This is a genomic window from Myxosarcina sp. GI1 (assembly GCF_000756305.1).
GTDB lineage: Bacteria > Cyanobacteriota > Cyanobacteriia > Cyanobacteriales > Xenococcaceae > Myxosarcina.
In genome coordinates this window covers 363,555-383,219 of record NZ_JRFE01000014.1, presented here as the reverse complement: position 1 = coordinate 383,219, position 19,665 = coordinate 363,555, and the positions used below count along the sequence as shown (strand labels likewise).

At 39.9% G+C, this 19,665-nt stretch carries 14 protein-coding genes, 3 pseudogenes and 1 riboswitch; of the genes and pseudogenes, 11 read left to right on the top strand and 6 right to left on the bottom strand.

The window, feature by feature from the left end; genetic code table 11:
- The first annotated feature begins 20 nt into the window (after nucleotides 1–20).
- The 3 genes from KV40_RS08585 to KV40_RS08575 all read left to right on the top strand — a co-directional run bounded on the left by KV40_RS08585 (nucleotide 21) and on the right by KV40_RS08575 (nucleotide 3,788).
- Nucleotides 21–263, top strand: a complete 243-nt coding sequence (locus KV40_RS08585) for a hypothetical protein (protein WP_036479934.1) — start codon at nucleotides 21–23, stop codon at nucleotides 261–263.
- 392 nt (nucleotides 264–655) lie between these two features.
- Nucleotides 656–2,530: a serine/threonine phosphatase gene (locus KV40_RS08580; RefSeq protein ID WP_036479931.1), complete on the top strand. Its 1,875-nt coding sequence runs from the start codon at nucleotides 656–658 to the stop codon at nucleotides 2,528–2,530.
- Nucleotides 2,531–2,567: 37 nt separating this feature from the next.
- Nucleotides 2,568–3,788, top strand: a complete 1,221-nt coding sequence (locus tag KV40_RS08575) for an FHA domain-containing serine/threonine-protein kinase (protein WP_036479928.1) — start codon at nucleotides 2,568–2,570, stop codon at nucleotides 3,786–3,788.
- Between the two features lie 150 nt (nucleotides 3,789–3,938).
- Here the strand turns inward: KV40_RS08575 and KV40_RS08570 are convergent, their stop codons facing one another.
- Entirely contained in the window at nucleotides 3,939–4,157 is a 219-nt protein-coding gene (locus tag KV40_RS08570; protein ID WP_036479926.1) for a DUF4327 family protein, read from the bottom strand.
- A gap of 265 nt (nucleotides 4,158–4,422) precedes the next feature.
- Between KV40_RS08570 and KV40_RS08565 the strand changes: the two genes are divergently transcribed.
- Nucleotides 4,423–6,090: a S8 family serine peptidase gene (locus KV40_RS08565; protein ID WP_081942809.1), complete on the top strand. Its 1,668-nt coding sequence runs from the start codon at nucleotides 4,423–4,425 to the stop codon at nucleotides 6,088–6,090.
- A gap of 193 nt (nucleotides 6,091–6,283) precedes the next feature.
- Here KV40_RS08565 and KV40_RS08560 read toward each other — a convergent pair.
- Nucleotides 6,284–6,568: pseudogene (locus tag KV40_RS08560) on the bottom strand (Uma2 family endonuclease); the annotation flags it as partial.
- Nucleotides 6,569–6,596: 28 nt separating this feature from the next.
- Between KV40_RS08560 and KV40_RS33265 the strand changes: the two are divergent.
- Both KV40_RS33265 and KV40_RS08555 read left to right on the top strand, forming a co-directional pair.
- Complete coding sequence (locus KV40_RS33265; RefSeq protein WP_072013810.1) at nucleotides 6,597–6,800, top strand: type II toxin-antitoxin system HicA family toxin; 204 nt, start codon at nucleotides 6,597–6,599, stop codon at nucleotides 6,798–6,800.
- Nucleotides 6,801–6,806: 6 nt separating this feature from the next.
- Nucleotides 6,807–7,025: a type II toxin-antitoxin system HicB family antitoxin gene (locus tag KV40_RS08555; RefSeq protein ID WP_036479923.1), complete on the top strand. Its 219-nt coding sequence runs from the start codon at nucleotides 6,807–6,809 to the stop codon at nucleotides 7,023–7,025.
- A gap of 106 nt (nucleotides 7,026–7,131) precedes the next feature.
- On the opposite strand, the gene KV40_RS08550 is transcribed toward KV40_RS08555, so the two are convergent.
- Entirely contained in the window at nucleotides 7,132–7,503 is a 372-nt protein-coding gene (locus KV40_RS08550) for a GIY-YIG nuclease family protein (protein ID WP_036479920.1), read from the bottom strand.
- Nucleotides 7,504–7,748: 245 nt separating this feature from the next.
- On the opposite strand from KV40_RS08550, the pseudogene KV40_RS08545 reads away from it, so the two are divergent.
- Both KV40_RS08545 and KV40_RS37280 read left to right on the top strand, forming a co-directional pair.
- Nucleotides 7,749–10,409: pseudogene (locus tag KV40_RS08545) on the top strand (DNA polymerase III subunit alpha); the annotation flags it as partial.
- Between the two features lie 726 nt (nucleotides 10,410–11,135).
- A pseudogene (locus KV40_RS37280) lies at nucleotides 11,136–11,430 on the top strand (type II toxin-antitoxin system HicB family antitoxin).
- 49 nt (nucleotides 11,431–11,479) lie between these two features.
- Here the strand turns inward: KV40_RS37280 and pntB are convergent.
- Both pntB and pntA read right to left on the bottom strand, forming a co-directional pair.
- Nucleotides 11,480–12,901 carry a Re/Si-specific NAD(P)(+) transhydrogenase subunit beta gene (pntB, locus tag KV40_RS08535; RefSeq protein ID WP_036479917.1) on the bottom strand — a complete coding sequence of 474 codons (1,422 nt, stop codon included), beginning with the start codon at nucleotides 12,899–12,901 and terminating at the stop codon, nucleotides 11,480–11,482.
- A 76-nt stretch (nucleotides 12,902–12,977) separates the two neighbouring features.
- Entirely contained in the window at nucleotides 12,978–14,573 is a 1,596-nt protein-coding gene (pntA, locus tag KV40_RS08530) for a Re/Si-specific NAD(P)(+) transhydrogenase subunit alpha (protein ID WP_036479915.1), read from the bottom strand.
- 745 nt (nucleotides 14,574–15,318) lie between these two features.
- Here pntA and KV40_RS08525 point away from each other — a divergent pair.
- Nucleotides 15,319–16,167, top strand: a complete 849-nt coding sequence (locus KV40_RS08525; protein WP_036479912.1) for a DUF2267 domain-containing protein — start codon at nucleotides 15,319–15,321, stop codon at nucleotides 16,165–16,167.
- Between the two features lie 122 nt (nucleotides 16,168–16,289).
- Here the strand turns inward: KV40_RS08525 and argJ are convergent, their stop codons facing one another.
- Nucleotides 16,290–17,531 (bottom strand): bifunctional ornithine acetyltransferase/N-acetylglutamate synthase, encoded by a 1,242-nt coding sequence (argJ, locus tag KV40_RS08520; RefSeq protein ID WP_036479909.1) that lies wholly within the window; start codon nucleotides 17,529–17,531, stop codon nucleotides 16,290–16,292.
- Nucleotides 17,532–17,590: 59 nt separating this feature from the next.
- A riboswitch (cobalamin riboswitch) is annotated at nucleotides 17,591–17,738 on the top strand.
- Between the two features lie 28 nt (nucleotides 17,739–17,766).
- Here argJ and KV40_RS08515 point away from each other — a divergent pair.
- Nucleotides 17,767–18,441 carry a HupE/UreJ family protein gene (locus KV40_RS08515; RefSeq protein ID WP_036479906.1) on the top strand — a complete coding sequence of 225 codons (675 nt, stop codon included), beginning with the start codon at nucleotides 17,767–17,769 and terminating at the stop codon, nucleotides 18,439–18,441.
- A 50-nt stretch (nucleotides 18,442–18,491) separates the two neighbouring features.
- Nucleotides 18,492–19,529 carry a cobalamin biosynthesis protein CobW gene (gene cobW / locus KV40_RS08510; RefSeq protein ID WP_036479903.1) on the top strand — a complete coding sequence of 346 codons (1,038 nt, stop codon included), beginning with the start codon at nucleotides 18,492–18,494 and terminating at the stop codon, nucleotides 19,527–19,529.
- Nucleotides 19,530–19,665 lie beyond the last annotated feature (136 nt).

Sequence of the window (19,665 nt, the reverse complement as noted above, 5' to 3'; positions counted from 1 at the left end):
TTACCTAGATATACATCTTTATGAAAGAACAATTAGTTATTTGGTTAAATCGTCTTTTAGTCGCCGATGTTTTTTTGGTGCTATTTGGCTTTGTTTGGTTTGCGATCGCCGTTATCGGACGCTATTTAGATATTCCTCTGGGTTTCGATCTTTGGTATCGCCTCTGGCAGCCTTTATTCAATCCCGCCATTGGCATTTTGTTTTTAGGAGCCATCTTAACTTGGGTAATCGATCGAGTTTCTCGGCGAATTAACTCTGATTAAAGATCGGTAAAAATATCGATTTAATTGTTGCTAGTTTCGATAAGTTTTCGTAAGTAAATTTACGGCAATCGGGCTAGCTTTTTTATTTTCAATAATAGATATTTATACATAGAAATTTATTCGATCGGCTTTATGTTCTCTAGGGTATTGTCAAAACAATGCTATAAGTTAAGATTGCGCTAGATGACTTTTATTCTGGCTGAACCATTCTTTTTCGTAATGAAACCTATAAAAGCGATTGTTTTCCGCTCTATATCAAATATTTTTATATTTCTTTATTTAAGCGGCGATCGAGTAAAATCAGTCGATCGTATAACCCAATTTAGATGCTTGACAGATATATCTATTTTGAATTCTAAATAACGAAAAAATAAATTAGAGGAAGTTTGGAGATGCTAATTTGTCCTCAATGTAAGTCTAAAAATCCACACACTAATAACTTTTGCCAGAGTTGTGGAGTTTCTTTAACAGACGAAATCGCTAAAAATGGTAAAGGTAATAAAAAAACAAATATGTTATGGGCAATAATTAAACCCGCTAAAAACAGCCAGCGACTTATCGAGCTTACCCATAAAAAGGGCAAAAAGTCTCAACTAGAAGTTCAAAATCTAGCAGATTTTTTTAACCTGCCACAAGGTAGTAATACAAATTGGCAACGATATGTATTTGACGATTTAGATCGAACGTTTGCCGAAGCTATCTGTCCAAACGACTGTATTTCAGGAAAAATTATCGATCTACAACCCCTGCAACAAACTCATTTGGCATCAATACGCCAACAGCATAGGGAAAAACTAGACAATTTGCAGTCTAATTCTAATGGATTTTATTTGTCTCTCGCTCATTTTTGGAATTCTTTGAGTGTTCCATCTCATGCCCTACCATACTTAACTTTAGAACGGCACACACCTATAGTGCCTAAAGTTTATGAAGCTTGCCAACTAGTAGATGGAGGCGTAACACTAATCGAAGATCGTTCGCAATGGCAATTGTTGACAGAATTTTGGTCTAGCGAAGAATTACCTCTAGCTCAAGTTGTTTGGTTTCTAGATGAAATTGCCAAACTATGGACTCCACTATGCAAAATTGGCTGTAGTAGCAGTTTGTTAACTGAATCCAATTTACGTGTAGACGAAGACGGGGCATTTTGTTTGCAACAACTGTTTGTAGATAAGCCCCAAGATACACCCAGTCTCAAAAATTTAGTACGAACTTGGCAAACTTGGTTGAGTAACTTAGAAGATAATTACCGCCAAAAACTCGACCCAATCTTCAAACAAGTCACTTCTGGCGAGATTAGAGAAATCGAACAGTTGCGTTCTCAACTGCAAAATCTAGATTCCGATTTAGACACAGAAGAATTGCACATTACTTCAGAAGAAAATAATTTTTTTGATGATGAACTCGATCGCGATGACGATGCTGACGATCGAGAAACGCTTATTTATTCGATGCAGCTCGATAGCATTATCGATGCTGGCTGTACTAATGTAGGTTCGCAAAGAAAGCACAACGAAGATTTTTACGCTATTGAAACTTCAATTATCAAACAAGAGAACAGTAGCGTAAAAAATTTTAGCTTTCGAGGTTTGTACGTTGTCTGTGATGGTATGGGAGGACATGCAGCAGGAGAAGTAGCTAGCGCAATGGCTGGAGAATCTATTTTGGACTACTTTAGAGCGCATTGGCATGATGAATTACCCGATGCAGCTACAATCGAGGCAGGGATTTTACTTGCTAACAATACTATTTATCAAACCAATATAAATAACTCCAGTTCTGGTAGCGCTAGAATGGGTACAACTTTAGCAATGGCATTATTACACGATTGTCAGTTAGCGATCGCTCATGTAGGAGACAGTCGTATTTATCGCCTTACTCGCAAACATGGCTTGGAACTTTTGACTAGCGATCATGAAGTAGGTCAAAGAGAGATTAATCGAGGAGTCGAGGTAGATATTGCCTATGGTCGTCCCGATGCCTATCAGCTAACTCAGGCTTTAGGTCCCAGGGACAATAGCTATGTTAGACCCGAAATTCAATTTTTAGAAATTACCGAAGATTGTTTGTTATTGATATGTAGTGATGGTCTTAGCGATTTCAATTTTGTAGAAAACCACTGGGAACAGTATCTCGAACCATTAATTAGCTCTCAAAGCGATCTTGAAGCAGGTTTGGTCGAACTAATCGAGCTTGCCAATCAGCATAATGGACACGATAACATTACGGGCATTTCAATTAAAATCAAACTAAAGCCAGAATTTTAAGAGGAAAAATCCTCAACTTTGCAGCTAGCTGTTTTATATGGTCATCTTAACTCTTCTAGAACCGCAAACCAATCACCCCTTGCAACAGTGGCATTTCAAAGAGAAAACTCTCATTCGTATCGGTCGCGCTCAAAATAACGATATCGTTCTAGATGGCTATTTTCAGGTTTCTCGCCAGCACTTAGAACTGAGGTTAATAGAAACAGATAAATGGCAGGCAATCAATCGAGGAACTAATGGAACCTCGATTGATAAAGTTGCAATTGACGAAGCTATTCTTCAACATAATAACTTGCTTCGTCTCGCTGAAAATGGACCTATATTTAAGTTTGAACTCGAATCAGCTTTGGTAGCCGAACCAAAAAGCACGACTACAGCTAAAGTATCTACCGACACCTGCGATCATAGCGGTAATCCTGTCGACAGCATTTTTTGCCGTCACTGCGGCGCGGCAATGGTTGAAGAAGAACGCTTTGTTGGTCCCTATCAAATTCTTAAAACTTTAGGTAGAGGTGGTATGGGAACTACTTATTTGGTTTGGGACAAAAACAGAACTGTCAAAAATGCTCCCTTACTGTTAGTTCTCAAAGAGATGAATGCAAATATGATTCGCGTTCCCAAAGCTAAAGAACTTTTTGAGAGAGAAGCACGTATTCTCAAATCTTTAAACCATCCTGGTATTCCTCAATATTATGACTTTTTTGTCGATAACGACCATAAGTATTTGATTATGGAGTTAATTCACGGTCACAATCTAGAACAGTTTGTCTATCAAAGAGGAGCCGTAGATCGCGATAGAATTACTAAATGGATGATGCAAGTCTGTCAGATTCTGACTTATTTACACAATCTCGATCCGCCTTTAGTTCATCGGGATATCAAACCAGCTAATTTAATGTTACGCAATCTCGATAGCCGCTTGATGCTACTAGATTTTGGAGCGGTAAAAGAGTTGGGAACTTCGTTAAATACTCGTATTGGTGTAGAAGGTTATAGCGCACCAGAACAGTATCGGGGTAAACCCTGTATTCAATCAGATATTTACGGAATTGGTACGACTATTATCTTTTTGCTAACTGGTAAAACACCCATGCAATATTATCGCTACCGCAGCAATAAATTTGAGTTTGATATAGATAGCATTCCCAATCTATCTGTAGCTCTGGCTGAGGTTCTAAAAATAGCTTGTCAACCCAAACCTCAAGATCGCTATCAGACGGCAGAAGAGCTTTTTAAAGCTTTGTCCGTCTGCCTTTAGTAGTTTTTACAGAAGAATTAAGGCAAGGGCTAGGGAGAGTACATGTTGAAATATCCCCCTACATAGTTATGCAGGGCGCGCCTGCGCCGAGCCTCGCATTTGTAACAGACAGCGAGGCTCGCTGCGATAGCAGCCTGGCTAAAAGCTTTTTCAATCTTCATCCCAGTCTTCTACTATTAACAATTCTTTGATTGGGTCTTTGAGGGAAAAATCAAACTCTAAAAGCTCATTTTTCCAATATGCCCAGTCACTGCCTAATAGTAAGGCAATTTTGCTAATGCTATCGTCTGGTTTGATGATGTTGGAATCAATCAAGGAAGATACTTTGCGCTGCAATTTCATCATCGGATGCGCAACTTGTTTGGTCATACGCTAAGAGTTGTCTACTATGGTTATGATGTTTGTAAATAACGAAAAATCGATCGCCTGCTATCTAGCTCTAACACTTTGTTACCTGGAGCTTATCGATTGATAAACAGACATGACATACTTTTAACCTAAGCTACAATTTTTGGCAAGTATTTTATGGCAAAGGTACGGCAATCACTAAATAAAGCAGAGAAAACCAGATTGGAGCTACTTAAAAGCCAAATGTTATGTCAGTTAACTGCGATTGATAATAAACAATTTAAAAATGCAAGTTAAAAGACAAAAATTGAAGCTCGGCTTTGGCGATCGCACTACCGAGAGCAAGATAAAGTTTAGAGAAATTAGCCGACTATTTAGCAGTGTCACCGTAATTATATCAACATTTGGTGCGCTCGCACCAGCTACAGCACTAGGCGATTCTATTGGCGATCGAGGTATTCAGGCTAGCCGTCTGCATCAAGAACCCTACAATTTACTCGGACGTAAAATAGGTATCGGTCAGATTGAGATCGGCAGACCAGGAAAATTCGGGATTGACAAACTAAACATTGGCGATCTTTTAATTGCACCACACACGGTCTTTTTTCGCGATCTCCAACCCAAATTTAACGATAATGTTGACGAACATGCAGGCTTGGTAGCAGAAGTGATGATTGCCAACCATAAAGCCCTACAGGGAGTAGCTCCCAAAGCCAGACTTTACGCCTCGGCAGTAGGTTCTCTCAAAGAAGGCGGACAGCCTATAGAATGTCTGACCAGCCAGCACATCGCCCTACAAAATGGCGGAGACGTTCGAGCAATTAACTTTAGTTTTGGTGAATCTTTAGAACGAGACGATCGCGATTTTGCAACTCTAGACGGAAGAGCTTTACTAACTGAATGTATTGACTGGTCGGCTCGAAAACATAACGTTCTCTACGTAATTGCGGGCAATCAGGGTAAAGGAGGAATTCCCATTCCTACCGATAACTATAACGGCATTACTACAGCATACACGACCAAACGCCAGGGATTATTTAATAAAGTAGATTTTGCCAATTTAAGCGCGTTACCTATAGGAATTGGTCGCAGCGTTATTAAAAAAGAAATCAATAAGGGTCTGCGCCGCGCTATTAGTTTGCTAGCTCCCGGAAGCCAAATTTCACTTTACAATCGCAAAGGAGAATTAGAAACGGTAAGCGGTACCAGCTTTGCCGCACCACACATTACGGCTTCTGTCGCTCTCTTACAAGAATACGGCGATCGCGCAATTGCAACTTCAGCTAACAAAAGTCTTGATTCTCGTCGTCATGAAGTAATGAAGGCAATCCTGCTAAATTCTGCCGACAAAATTCGCGATGCAGGAGATAACCTTTTACTAGGCATGGAACGCACTATACTCAACGAACAAAATCAGACCTGGCTGGACTCAGATGCCTATAAAAATCCGCGCATTCCTTTTGATATTCAAATGGGTACGGGACATCTCAATGCCTTTAGAGCCTATCAACAGTTAAGCGCGGGACAAAACTCGCCAGACAGCTTGGTTTCTCCTATTGGTTGGGATTACCGTCAGGTTAGAGTCAATTCCTACCGAGACTATTATTTGGAACAGCCTTTAGTTGCAGGTAGTCATGCAGCGATTACTTTGGCTTGGGATCGTTTGGTTTTATTAAATGACCGCAACCAAAATGGCAAATACGATGTAGGAGAAACTTTTCGCGATCGCAGCTTGAATAATCTCGATATTTATCTGATGCCAGCTTCTGAAAAAAGTAGTCTTCGCAATACCTGTTCTTCCCTCAGTAGTGAAGATAGTGCCGAACATATTTTTTGCCCGATCCCCGCTACTGGACGCTATAAAATTCGCGTTTACTATCGCCGTCAGATGAATGAGGCGGTTCAACCTTATGCTTTGGCTTGGTGGACTGTGAGTCAAAAAAGTAGCGACTAATTCAGAACTAAAGTTACTTTAAAACTGTTACACCTCGATCGCGATTTTGAAGCGATCGCATCTGGGACTTCTTTATCCGAAATTCGACTAAAATTTTAGAATTAGAAATACCAGCGTAGCGTAGTTATACCAAAGGCTTATCGGGCTTACCGATCGTGGGATAATGTATGGTGCGATCGCAAAATACAAACAACTAAAAAATCTCGCTTAGATCCAAAATAAATCCAGATAAAACATTCTCTCCCGATAGCGTTTTGGGATTATTTAAAATTTCTACTTGTTTGTTAAGACGATAAATTTCTACAGTTTTTACTGAGGGTTCGATTAACCATCCAAGTCGAACACCGTTATCAATATATTCCCGCATTTTCTCTTGTAAATCTTCATATCTCTGATTTTTAAGATCGCTAGGACTTACTAACTCAATTACAAAATCGGGAGCAAGAGGAGGGAAACCCTGTTTTTCTTTCGCTAGTAAAATAAAGAAAATGAATCAAATCTGCTAAATACCTAAAAAGGTTAGAGAACTAAAAAATATATTACGCAAAGCAGGATTTAAAGAAAGCAGTGGCAAGGGAAGTCATACAAAATGGTCGCATCCATTATTATCTGGGAAAATAGTAATATCGGGAAAAGATGGAAGCGATGCAAAACTGTATCAAGAAAGAGATGTAGAGAAGGCTTTAAAAACACTAAAAGACATAAAGTAGTAGCTTATGAAAAATCCCAACTATACCGTTATTATTCAATGGTCGGACGAAGACAATTGTTTTATCGCTAGCCTGCCAGAATGGGGCGAATTTTGTCATACTCATGGCAATACCTATGCTGAAGCACTAAAGAATGCCGAAGAGGTATTAGAGTTATTAATTGAATCTGCTATAGAAGAAGGCGAAGCATTACCAGAAGTCAGAAAGTTCGCCGTATCTTCTTAGATTAGTGCTCGCTCGTACCTATTAAAAGAAAGCGCATTTAAGATAAATGATGACGCTCAATTATATAAATTATATTAAACACATTTTAGCTGGTCGAAATAAATAATCATTCGTAACATATTTCTACAAGATCTAGCAATCTTTTTTTATTATCATAATATTCAGAAAAAACTTCATCAATATCTAAATTCAAGCCATCTGCAACCCTAATAGCACAATATGTAAAACAAGCTGATAATAAATCGTATTCTTGGTTATTATCATCATTGAGCAGGTCATACCATTCTCCTTTTACATGAACATTTTCATAATTTTTTAAAATGTTATGCAATTCTTGCTCTAAGATAAATGCGTAATGTTTATTAGGAAGACGTATCAACGCACCTAAATAAAGATTTTTTTCCGAACATCCAATCTGCAAATCAAACATTCTTTTTTTTAGGATTTTTTGAATAACCAGCTTTGAAATATTTTCCATCAAAAATAAAATAAATATAGTTGGGATCGACAATTGTTTCCCTATTTATAGTTTCCACCATAGCTATAATGAAACAATTATTGTTTCTATTGTTTCAAGACAAAGTTTTGTAAGTAATCATAATTTTATACCAGAAGCGATCGCTCTACTCTCCAGTCTAAATTAAATATTCTTACTATCCTCCCCACAACAGAAGCAAATCGTTAATAATAAGTAACTGCTCATTGCTCACTGTTAACTGAAAAATGACTTTTGTTGGCTTACACATTCATAGCGACTATAGTTTACTCGATGGTGCTTCACAGATCCCGCAGTTGATCGATCGCGCTTTAGAATTAGAAATGCCTGCGATCGCACTGACAGATCATGGGGTGATGTATGGCGCGATCGAACTAATAAAAGTCTGTCGCAACAAAGGCATCAAGCCGATAATTGGCAATGAAATGTACGTCATCAATGGCGACATTGAAATCAACCCCAAAGAAAAGAAAAAACGCCACAAAAAATTTCATCAGGTTGTTTTAGCCAAAAACACTCAGGGTTATCGCAACTTAGTCAAGCTAACTACTATTTCTCATCTCAAAGGCTTTCAAGGTAGCGGGATCTTTGCACGTCCTTGTGTAAATAAAGAACTGTTGGAAAAATACCATGAAGGTTTGATCGTTACTAGTGCCTGTTTGGGTGGTGAAGTTCCGCAAAGACTGCTGGCAAACAATTATGACGAAGCTAAAAAAGTAGCTAAATGGTATCAGGATGTATTTGGCGATGACTATTACCTGGAAATACAAGATCACGGTTCGCCAGAAGATCGTATTGTTAACGTTAGCATAGTCAAAATTGCCAGAGAACTAGGAATTAAAATCGTTGCTACTAACGACTCTCACTTTATTTCCTGTTATGACGTAGAAGCACACGATGCCTTACTGTGCATTCTGACTCAAAAACGCATTACCGACGATAAAAGATTGCGCTATAGTGGTACGGAATATTTAAAATCTGCCGTAGAAATGAAGTTATTGTTCCGCGATCATCTACCCGATGACGTTATCGAAGAAGCGATTAACAATACTTTAGAAGTTGCCGACAAAGTTCAAGCATATAACATCTTAGGCGAACCTCGCATACCCGATTATCCCGTGCCGTTGGGACATACTGCCGATAGCTATTTAGAAGAAGTAACCTGGCAGGGATTACTAGAAAGATTAAAATGTCGTCACCATTCCGAAATCGATCCCGTATACAAACAAAGACTGCAAACCGAATTAAAGGTAATGCAGGAAAAAGGGTTTTCCACTTACTTTTTAGTCGTTTGGGACTACATTAAATATGCAAGGGACAATGATATCCCTGTTGGACCTGGTAGGGGATCGGCGGCAGGTTCGTTAGTGGCATATTGTCTCAAAATCACCAATATCGATCCCATTCATCACGGTTTGTTGTTCGAGAGGTTTCTAAACCCCGAACGGAAATCAATGCCTGATGTAGATACGGATTTTTGCCCCGATCGCAGGGAAGAAATGATTCGGTATGTTACCGATAAATATGGTGAGGATAATGTCGCCCAAATTATTACCTTTAACCGCATGACTTCCAAGGCGGTGTTAAAAGATGTCGGTAGAGTACTAGGTGTAGATTTTGCCGATCAAAACCGCATTGCTAAAATGATCCCCGTAGTTCGCGGTAAGCCTACCAAGCTAAAAGTAATGGTTTCTGAAAAAACACCAGAACCAGCTTTTAGAGATGCTTATGAAAACGCTACGGTAAAAGTTTACAACGACCGTAAAGAGGAAGTCGGAACGGTAACGGTGCGTCAGTGGGTTGATATGGCAATGCGAATAGAAGGTACTAATAAAACCTTTGGAGTTCATGCCGCAGGAGTAGTTATTTCTTCCCAACCTTTAGACGAAATTGTTCCCCTACAAAAGAACAATGACGGGTCGGTAATCACTCAATATTATATGGAAGATTTAGAAGCCTTGGGTTTATTGAAAATGGACTTTTTGGGCTTAAAAAATCTCACTACTATTCAACGCGCTGCTAATTTAGTTGCCAGAACTAGAAATGTTCATTTAGACTTAGACCAAATACCCTTAGACGAACGCAAAGCTTTAGAAATATTAGCTAAAGGCAAACAAAAAAAGCTGCCAGAAGACATACAAGAAACCCATAAGCTATTTCGAGCGGGAAATTTAGAGGGAATATTTCAGCTAGAATCTGACGGCATGAAACAGATTACTAGAGATTTAAAACCTTCTGGTATTGAAGATATTTCCTCAATTTCGGCTCTCTATCGCCCTGGTCCTCTAGATGCGGGACTAATTCCCAAATTTATCAAACGCAAACACGGGCAAGAACAAGTTACCTATCAACATCCGCTATTAAAACCAATTTTAAATGAGACTTACGGAGTAATTGTCTATCAAGAGCAGATCATGAAAATTGCTCAAGATTTAGCTGGTTATTCTCTCGGTGAAGCCGATTTGTTACGGCGATGTATGGGTAAGAAAAAATTAGCCGAAATGGAAAAACATCGCGAAAAATTTATCGATGGTTCGGCTAAAAATGGCGTTAGCAAACAACTTGCTAATAGCTTATTTGATGAAATGGTGGTGTTTGCCGAGTATTGTTTGAGTTACGATACCGAAGTTTTAACGTTGAAATATGGCGCGTTGCCTATTGGTGAAATTGTAGAAAAACGAATAAACTGTCATGTCTACACAAGGGCTGAAAGCGGTTTTTTCTATATACAATCAATCGAGCAATGGCACGATCGCGGCGAACAAGAAGTTTTTGAATATACTTTAGAAAATGGTGCAACTATTAAAGCCACTAAAGACCATAAGTTTATGACCTCTGGCGGGCAAATGTTACCCATCGATGAGATATTTGAGCGAGGTTTAGATTTGTTAGAGGGTAGTTCTTATATTGTTGACGGGTACAATTTTAAACAAATAATGCCAGATCGCTACAGTTGTCCCGCACCTTATGGCAATCATTGCAATATTAATATTATTAAATTTGATTCCAGTTATACAATTCAAAATGATGGATGTACGGAAACATGTAGAATACATCCCGATCGACTAGAACCTCTAATGGATTACGAAGAACATTTTAATAATTGGATGCTGTCAAACGATCTTTATTACTTTTACGATGAAGATTATTCTTGCTTTTCTTTTTTTGTAAGTAATTGCATTAATGGCTATCGAAATATTACTTATGTCAAACAACAACATGAAATAGATAGTAGCTTTACTAAAGAAAAAGGCAAAACTCCTAAACATACTTATATTGCGCTCACGAATGCTTTTGAACCTAGCATTCAGTTATATAAATCATTAAAAGAATCGGGTGATTTCAGTGAAAACCAATTATTATATTTTAGTGATTATATGAAATTTCGCCGCATTACCAATCGGTTTAGAAATGCTTGCGGTGAAGAACGTATAAATCCTCTGCAAGAAACTAAAAAAGTTTTTGATTATATAATTGCTAATCTGAATAATATTAATAACATTGTAACTAATGAAATGATTGAACAGTTTCAAGAACTATATAAAACAAATTTAGAAGCTGTCTGCTAATAATTGAAGGACTTAAGAAAGAGCGATTAAGATTTATTTATATATATGAATACCAATTCTTTATCTAATAAAATTAAAACCTCAACTGCTATTTTATATTGGGAAGAGAATGTTTATATAGCAGAATGTCCCGAAGTAGGAACGAACAAGTCAAGGAGAAAGCGTCGAAGAAGCTGTGGCTAATTTAAAGGAAGCAACAGAACTTTATTTAGCAGAGTTTCCTTTATTAGATACTTCTCGCCGTTTAATAACTACCGAGGATTTTATTTTGTATCTTAACTTTAAAACTTATTGCTATAGCAGTTCTTTGCAAGAAAGGGTACAAAAAAATCCCTCTTAAATTAAAGAGGGACGCTTACGCTTAAGTTTTAAAAAAAAGAAGTTTCAAACTAAGCAGTTACTAACTCTTTCTTAGTTTCACTTGCAGACAACTGACTCAATAATGCGCTAACATTCTGTTTAGCATCGCCATAGAGCATTTGGTTATTGTCCATATAGAACAAGGGATTATCTACTCCTGCATAGCCAATTCCCAAGCTACGCTTCATGACCACAACGTTTTGAGCTTTCCAGACTTCCATTACAGGCATACCTGCAATAGGGCTATTGGGATCTTCCAACGCACTAGGATTGACTGTATCGTTGGCACCAATCACTAAAACTACATCAGTATTGGACAAATCATCGTTAATTTCATCCATTTCCAACACGATATCGTAGGGGACTTTAGCTTCGGCTAAAAGTACGTTCATGTGTCCTGGCATTCTGCCTGCTACGGGATGAATACCAAAACGCACTTCTTTACCGCGTTTGCGAAGAATGTTAGTAATATCGGAAACGGCGTGTTGTGCTTGCGCTACCGCCATACCGTAACCAGGAACGATAACTACGCTTTTAGCATCATTGAGAAGTTCGGCAACTTCTTCAACATTAGTAGCAGTTGCTTCGCCCATTGGTTGGGCTTCTCCTTTGCCAGCACTGCTGGAACCCTCGCCAAATCCACCTAAAATAACGCTAATAAACGAACGATTCATCGCTTCGCACATGATGTAGCTGAGGATCGCGCCGCTACTACCAACTAAAGCACCCGTAACGATTAGCACATCGTTGTTGAGCATAAAGCCAGCTGCTGCTGCCGCCCAGCCAGAATAGCTGTTAAGCATAGAGATAACTACGGGCATATCTGCGCCGCCAATACCCATAACTAATAAGAAACCAAGAACGCCAGCCAAACCAGTCATGATGAGTAAAGGTTGCAGTCCGTTTTCCGTACCCATAAACTGCACGCCTAAAACTACAGAACCGACTAATAAACCAATATTAATTAAATGACGGGCGGGTAACATTAGAGGTTTGCTTCCCACTAAACCATTAAGCTTGCTAAATGCCACAACCGAACCCGTAAAGGTAACGGCACCGATAAAGACACCGACAAAAATTTCAATTTCGTGGATAGTAGCTTCAACACCAACTAAGTTCGAGTTTGGCTGCAAATAATTGGAAATACCTACTAATACGGCAGCTAAACCGACAAAGCTATGCAGAATTGCTACTAATTCAGGCATGGAAGTCATTGCCACTCTAGCGGCTAAAATAGAGCCGATAATTGCTCCAGGAATAACGGCAGCCGCAAGAGTAGTGTAACTGTGAACCTGGGAGCTTAAGGCAGTAGCGGTAAGAGCGATCGCCATACCAATAATACCGAAAAGATTACCTTTACGGGCGGTTTCCTGGTTGGATAGTCCCCCCAGACTAAGGATGAACAAGGCACTTGCCGCAATATAAGCGACGGTTACGAGATTGCTAGACATATTTTTTGCAAAAATTAAGAATGTATCGGTAGGGGCGAAGGACAGTTCGCCCTCAAAATTGATAATGTATGAATATTTATTTCTGGAACATTTTCAGCATTCGTTGGGTAACGAGAAAACCGCCAGAGATGTTAATTGTTCCTACCAAAATTGCGATCGCGCCAAGAATTACAGGGGCAGAAGTTATTTCGCCAGAAATCTGCAACATACCTCCTAAAATAATAATGCCGCTAATAGCATTGGTGACACTCATTAAGGGTGTATGTAAAGCAGGAGTAACGTTCCAAATTACCTGCCAACCAACAAAACAAGCCAGAATAAACACGGTAAAGTGAGATAGGAAAGAAGAAGGCGCACCAACACCAATTCCAAGTAAAGCTAAACCAGCAATAAGCAACCACAAGAAGCCACCCGAAGCTTTTTTCTCTTCTTTTTGACTGTCTAATGCTGTCGCAGCTTTCGCCTTTGGCGGAGGTGTGGGAGAGGGATTTTCAATTTTTGGTGGAGGCCAGGTTATCTTACCTTCGTGAAGTACAAGCGCACCGCGCACTACTTGGTCTTCGTAGTCTACTTTATAATCTTCCGCACCACCCATATCTTTAAGCAGATGCCAGAGATTAGTTCCGTAAAGCTGACTAGACTGTGCTGCCATACGACTGGGTAAGTCGGTCAAACCGATAATAGTTACCCCATCGTATTGATAGACTTCATTGGGTTTGGTTACTTCGCAGTTACCTCCCTGTTCTGCTGCTAAGTCAACTACTACCGAACCTTCTTTCATGGTTTCTACCATATCGGTAAGAATCAACTTAGGTGCGGGTTTGCCTGGGATTAAGGCAGTAGTAATAATAATATCGACTTCTCTGGCTTGCTCTCTAAACAAAGCCATTTCCGCATCGATAAACTCTTTACTCATGGTTTTGGCATAACCACCAGCACCAGTACCGTCTTCTTCAAACTCCAGTTCCAGAAATTCGGCACCGAGACTTTCTACCTGTTCTTTGACCACAGGACGAGTATCGAATGCCCGCACTACAGCACCCAGGCTTCTAGCAGCACCAATAGCAGCTAAGCCCGCTACACCCGCACCAATTACTAAAACTTTAGCAGGGGGAACTTTGCCTGCGGCGGTGATTTGTCCTGTAAAAAAGCGTCCAAAGTTATTAGCCGCCTCAATGACAGCCCGATAGCCAGCAATATTTGCCATCGAACTAAGAGCATCCATTTTTTGAGCGCGGCTAATTCTAGGAATTGAATCCATCGCCAACACTGTAGCATTGCGGGATGCGAGCTTATTTAATAATTCTTCATTTTGCGCGGGCCAGATAAAACTAATAATAGTTTTGCCTTCTGGCATCGTTTCTATTTCTGAAGCTTCGGGAGCGCGTACTTTAAGAATAATATCGGCTTCCGCCCACAAAGTTTTAGCGTCGGGAACGATTTTGCATTCTGCTTTTTGGAAAGCTTTATCGCTAAAGTCGGCTCTTTCTCCCGCACCCGACTCGACCAAAATTTCAAAACCAAGCTTCTGCAACTTTTTGACGGTATTGGGAGTTGCAGCTACACGTCGTTCGGTTTCATATATTTCTTTAGGTATGCCAATTTTACGAGGGCTGGATTTTTTTACCTCTGGCTGTTGTGATTCGATCTGTTTATCAACAGTTGCAGTCATGTATTCTCCTTAATTTTATATATATGTGCGATCGACACCAAGACATTAAAATCGCCCTTCTTACAGCGCAGTATTTGAGGGCGAAATGTACCTTAAACAATAGTCGATTTAAATTTTCACTATTTTAGATAACTAAATTAAATTATTTATCATGGGTATATTATATTCCTGTTTTCCTGAAGCTTGACTCAATTGATAGTTTTATGAGATTTGCAAATAGTACAAAGCACTGAAGACTTTTCTACTTTACTGTCTTGCTTATCCTAAAACGATCCCCGCGATCGCAGTCAAATCTTTAACTTGTCTTAGGAATTAATTAATGTCTCTTATTGTTAACCCTTGAGTTTTAAATAAGTGAGCGCTAATTAAAATAGCGATCGCACGGCAAAAATTCAATGTAAAAATTGAAAATTTAAACAAGTTATTTGTGGTTAGTACGTAATAGCCTTCATATAGACTAATCAAAAACTAATAGCAATAGGTAAAGTTGCTCAATTTTAGCTTGTGAATAATAAAGTTTTTCCAACGTCCGAATAAAAGACGCAAAACTGCGAATGCTTAATTTAAGAAGCTTATTTAGTTCTTTTGGTAGATGTATGTTAGAAAAAAACCCTGTATTACTGTAGCCTGGGTCGATCCCTCTTTAAACACAAAACACTCTACTTTATACATATAAATAAATTTAACTATTGCCAAAGGACTCGATTTAGCAAAAAATAAATACAGAATTCATAAAAGAAAAGATATGCCTATTAATTTAAAAGAGGACATTATGTACATCCTGCTACAAAAAATTAAAGCAGGAGAAGGCAATGATAACAGGGTAGATTTTAGCAGTACGGATTTTACTGGTAGAAATATGACCGTATCTGATTTTCTCGGTCATTTAGATTATCTCAATCAAAAAAAATATATCGAAGCTGATTTTACAGGCAATGCCTATGCCAATCAGGAAGATGTACCAGATGTTATCGATTCAGACGAAGTAGACTTTAGTATTGCTAACACTTTGGGCGCACCCGACGGACCACTGCCGCATTTAATTAGGTTCAATCGCGCTGAATTAACCGATAAAGGTCAAAAAATGCTCGATCGCATGGAAGAAAAACCTCCAGAATCATTGGGTTCGGGACCATCGTCACAAATTGTCGACCGAGACACTCCTTTTCTCGAAGAAGTTGCTCTCAAAGCCGAACTGCCAGATATATTTGATGCTAGAGATTTAGTCACTGTAGTCTATCGCACCATGCGAGACTTGATGACTACTGAAGCTGCCGAAAACGTAGAGTCGGAACTGCACGATCCTGCCGAACCTACCGACCAAAAAAGATTGCAGGAAGAAATTGCCCAACTGTGGAAAGACGAAAATCCAATCGTATCCTGGTTGAGTAAAGTTCGTCCGCCGTTAAAATTCGACGACGAAACTTTCTTCTTTCGAGTCAAACAAGAAGGAGGACTACCAAAAGGTACAGATAGCGAGAAAGTAATCAAAGCAATCTTTTCTGCCACCAAAGGTGAATTATCAGCAGAAAGAGCGAATGAAATTGCTGAGTTTCTTCCAGGAAAAATTAAAGAACTTTGGGAAGCAGCTTAATAAAGTAGGAAGTAGAAAGTAGGAAGTCATAAGAGACGGGGAGGCTTCACTCTACTAGAGAGTTCCCCTAGTCCCCCAGTCCCTACTAGTACCTAAAACCTTTTCTACTCCTCTACCTCTATTTAAGTTGTATATTCAGCATTAATCTCTACATATTTATAAGTCAAATCGCAACCCCAGGCGACACTGGTTCCACTACCAACTCCGATCGAAACCTCAATTAATACCGTGTCGTTTTGCAAATATTCTCCTGCGGCGGCTTGTCTGAGATAGTTACTAGCCGCAGCGCGATCGAAAGGAAGAGGTTGTCCGTTTTGCATGAGTTGCAAATCGCCCAGCCTTATGTTTAGTTCGTCCTGGTGAAATTTAACTCCTGCCCTACCTGCGGCAGCAGCAATTCTGCCCCAGTTAGGATCGCGTCCAAAAACTGCCGATTTGACTAAAGACGAGCCAGCAATAGTTTTAGCTATTGCCGAGGCAGCTTTATCATCATTAGCTCCCGATACTCGTACTTCTATCAAACATGTCGCTCCTTCACCATCGCGAGCGATCGCTTTGGCTAAATGTTGGCAGACTGCGGTTAACATTGCCTCTAATTTTTCGGCATTTTTGCTTTTTTCGGTAATTGCTGAGGTGCGAGATTGCCCATTAGCCAAAGCTAATAAAGTATCGTTGGTGCTAGTGTCCCCATCTACAGTAACTTGATTGAAGCTTTTGTTAGCGGCTCGCTTGAGCATCTGCTGCCATAGCTGAGTCGAAACTGCCGCATCACAGGTAACAAATGCCAGCATAGTCGCCATGTTGGGATGAATCATGCCCGAACCTTTGGCTATACCGCCAATTCTGACGGGACGACCTTCAATTGTAGTTTCTAAAGCAATTTCTTTAGTTACCAGATCGGTAGTTACAATAGCTTCGGCAGCATCTTTACCTCCTTCTAGAGAAGCAGCAGCAACTAATTGGGGTAAGCTTTGAGATAAAGCTTCTATTTTGATTCTCTGACCGATAACCCCCGTTGATGCGAGTAAAATCGAATCTTCAGCAATATTTAATTCTCTACCTAGTAGTTCGGCACACAACCGAGCGTCTTTCCAACCCGCTTCGCCCGTGGCAGCATTAGCCTGTCCTGCGTTACATAAAATTGCTCTGGCACTAGCCTTGGCTTGCAGACGCTTCCGACAATAATCGACACAAGCGGCTCTTACTTGGGTAGTGGTAAATACTCCAGCGGCGATCGCTTCAGATTCTGATAAAATCAGGGCTAAATCCTTTGCCCCCGAAGCTTTTAATCCTGCGGCGATCCCTGCCGCTTTGAATCCTTTGGGTGCAGTTATGCCACCGCTTACTGTCTGCCAGTCTGCCATGATCGATAATAATTTGAACTTCGATTTAAAGCTGATTATACCAATCTTATGGTAGGTTTATATTTGTCTGCGATATCGGTTCTGATGGGGGTCAGCCATCAGGAGTGAAGGGGAAAGTTCAGTGCAAATCTGACGCTGTCCCGCAACTGTAAAGAGATCTTTGCGATACTCTAAGTCAGGATGCCCGCCGATAAAAATCAAAAATTCGCTCGAACATATCTGCGAGGTACGGATAATGTCTGCTCTATCGTTTGTAGCGCGATCGCTAAAAAAAATTAGCGCGATCGCTTTAGCAATTTTTAGTTGGTTACTGTTTATCTTTATAGCAATCGAACCCGCCCAAGCTCATCACGCTATGGGTGGTATACTTCCTGATAATTTTGCTGAAGGATTTTTGTCAGGATTGGCTCATCCAGTTATAGGTTTAGAGCACTTGGCTTTTGTAGCTGCGATTGGATTGTTAGCCGCTTTAAGCAACAAATTAGGCGTAATTCCCTTGGTTTTCATTACTGCCACAGCAATAGGAACGGGAATTCATTTATTAAGCATAGATTTGTTTTTACCAGAAGTAATTATTACTGGTTCTGTATCGATCGTTGGAATTTTCTTGGCTCAAAAAAATTTAGTTGATTCAGGTTTGTTAATTGTCTTTACCGTCATAGCAGGAATTTTTCACGGTTATGCTTACGGCGAATCAATAGTTGGTGCAGAAACTACCGCTTTGAGTGGTTATCTATTGGGCTTTTGTTTGATTCAGCTAGTTATAAGCGCGACTGTCTTTACTATCGGAAGATTGGTAATTAGTAGAAATTCTTTGTCCGATAATACTTCTAATCTAAACCTACGATTTGCAGGTTTTACAATCTGCGGTATCGGCGTAGCTTTTTTAGCTAATACATTAATAAGTTAAGACGAGCAATCGTCAACCAACTACCAACCATTAACTACTAACAAAATAAAATGCACAAAATACCCGTAACTGTAATTTCAGGTTTTCTCGGCGCGGGGAAAACGACTTTAGTGCGTCATTTGCTACAAAATAATCAAGGAAGAAAGATTGCCGTTATAGTCAATGAATTTGGCGAGGTAGGAATAGACGGCGATCTTTTACGCTCTTGTCAAGTTTGCGATGAGGAAGAAACTCCTGACGGGAATATTATCGAGCTAACCAATGGTTGTCTGTGCTGTACGGTACAAGAGGAGTTTTATCCAACTATGCAGGAACTACTCAAACGTAGAGACAAAATAGACTGTTTGCTAATCGAAACTTCGGGACTGGCATTACCAAAACCTCTGGTGCGCGCTTTTAGCTGGTTCGAGATTCGTAATAGTGCTACGGTCGATGGAGTGGTTACGGTAGTAGATTGTCAGGCATTAGCCAATGGAGCGATCGCTGGAGATTTAGCGGCATTAGAAGCACAGCGTCAAGCCGATCCCAATCTAGAACACGAAACTCCCCTCGAAGAACTATTTGAAGATCAGTTAGCCTGTGCCGACTTAGTACTGTTAACTAAAACCGACTTGGTAAATGCTGCCGATGTAGAGAGGATTAAAACTCTGCTGAAGCAAGACTTATCGCCGAGAGTTAAAATTGTCGTCGCCGAACGGGGACAAATCGCTGCCGATCTTTTACTCGGGTTTAATGCTGCGGTAGAGGATAATCTAAGCGATCGCCCCTCCCATCATGATGATGAAGCAGACCACGAACACGACGATGATATTAAAGCAGTAGAAATTGTCTGCGATCGCAGCTTCGAACCAAATATTTTAATCGAACGATTACAACAGCTATTGCTACAGCATGAAATCTATCGCATCAAAGGCTTTGTTAATGTAGCGACAAAACCCATGCGTCTGGTAATTCAAGGTGTTGGCAATCGTTTCGACCGCTTTTACGATCGCCTGTGGCAAGGTGACGAACTTCGTCAAACTCGTTTGGTAGTTATCGGACGTAATTTAGAGCGAGAACAGGTAGAAGCCGCTATTTTAAATGAGTAACGCTCAGTAGACGAGAGATCTAAGAAAACCTCGTAAATTTTCCAGTACTCTTTGAGTGGACAGTATATTTACTGTCATGACCGAGCAAAACGATTTCTAAATGTGAGTATAAATAATACATATCGCTATATTCTGC